Here is a 1,816-nt window from a genome sequence, read left to right on the forward strand (position 1 = left end):
AAATTGGAAAATAATAATTATATATCGCAAGAGGAATTTGAGAAGTTCGAAAGATACATCTTAGGTCATATGGAGACCCAGGAGAGGATTGCTTTCGAAAATACTATTGCTTTAGACAAAGTACTATCTCAAAAAATAAATGATATGAAAGTCATTTTTGAAGGGGTTGAAGAAGCTGCCTTTAGAAACAATCTGAATGAAATACATCAGGAATTGGAGATGGATACTACTGAGTTTGCGGAACCTAGAAAATCTGCTGATAAAGTAGAAAAAATAAAAATATTCCCCTGGAAATCCTTTTCAATTGCTGCTTCCTTCCTTTTGATTACCGGATTTTTTTCTTGGTTGTTGCTTTTCAGGCCGGATCCAAATGAAAGGTTATTCATGGCATACTACCAAGCAGATCCCGGATTGGTGACTGCCATGAGTTCAGAGTCTAATTATGAATTTGACAGGGCCATGGTGGATTACAAATCAGCCAATTATCAGGAGGCTATTGCCCGTTGGGAAAAATTGATTCAGGACAAACCCGGAAACGACACTTTACAATATTTTCTGGGCACCTCCCATTTGGCACTCAAAAATACAGATCCTGCTATCTTCTATTTTGATGCAGTTGTTGTCAAAGAAGAATCGGCCTTTTATGAAGATGCAAGATGGTATTTGGCTTTGACTTATATCTTGGCAGGAAAAGAGGGTGAAGCCAAAGAAGTGCTGGACCAAAGCCAAAATCCCCAAGCAATTGTATTGTTAAAAGAACTGGAGAAATTGTGATAAAGGCTGCTATCATCGTTCTCGTTTGGATTTTTTTGCCCCTGTACCTCTTTGGGCAGACTGTCGATGAGAGATTGGCAGAAGTCCAAAAAGCGGTCAATGAGGACAAGCTGGATAGTGCTGTTTTTTTCTTTGATTCCCATACAAAATACTATATCGAAAATGCTGATTATTTGAACCTCAGCTATTTTGTGCCCCTTGCAGGATTTATTGGCAACAAGCAAAAGGACATGCAATATGGGATGGATAGGGTCCAATATTGGTTGGATTTTATCGGAAAAAAAAGTCAGGATCCAAGGGTATTGAGACAGGCCCATTTGGAATCCCATCGGTACTATATGTTCGCCGGAAAGATGCAAATGGCTTATGACGCCAATCAAAGAGCATTGGATCTTACCTATAAAATCCCCGATCATACTCCCTCTGAATGGGCGATCATTGAACGTAATCTCGGTGTCATAGCTACCCGGATGGATAATTTAGAGACAGCCAGAAATCATACGCTCAAAGCCTTGGAGGGCTTCGACATTGACCCAAATACAAGTTCTGAAAGCCGATTCAATATCCTCAATGACCTTGGAGTTTCATATTGGTTTGCCTCCATCTGGGATTCTGCAGAATATTATTGGAAAGAAGGTATAGCGTATTTGGAACAGATGGAGGACAACCCTACCAACAGATTATACCGAAGGGCTATGATAGAAGGGAATCTGGCAGCTGTATATGATGTTAAAGGAAAGCTAGATGAAAGTGTCAAAATGGTCAAGTCTTCCATTGTATCAAATAAGGCATTTATCCAGCAAGCTATTGATGACCCGAGACGGGATCGAGCCATGCTTTCGATTTTTTACAGTTCGATGAACTTGGGGATTACATATAAAAGTATGGGGAATTATCTCCAAGCGCTTCACATTCATGAACACACGCTTAAGGAAAAGGAAAAATATTTTCCGAAAGGACATCCTGAAATCACCGAGAGCCTAATAATGGTTGGTCAGGTTCATGGTTTCTTGATGAATTATGAAGAGGCAAAAAAATATCT

2 protein-coding genes are annotated in these 1,816 nt (G+C 39.8%); both read left to right on the forward strand.

Going from position 1 to position 1,816, the window contains the following annotated elements:
* Positions 1 to 774: tol-pal system YbgF family protein (locus ACEW8O_RS18555; protein WP_373496122.1), on the forward strand; the 774-nt coding region annotated here is incomplete at its 5' end.
* Positions 771 to 1,816 (forward strand): tetratricopeptide repeat protein (locus tag ACEW8O_RS18560; RefSeq protein WP_373496123.1); only part of this gene is annotated, 1,046 nt, incomplete at its 3' end. The genes ACEW8O_RS18555 and ACEW8O_RS18560, both read left to right, overlap by 4 nt.

Source organism: Aquiflexum sp., assembly GCF_041749095.1.
In the GTDB taxonomy this organism is placed as follows: domain Bacteria; phylum Bacteroidota; class Bacteroidia; order Cytophagales; family Cyclobacteriaceae; genus Aquiflexum.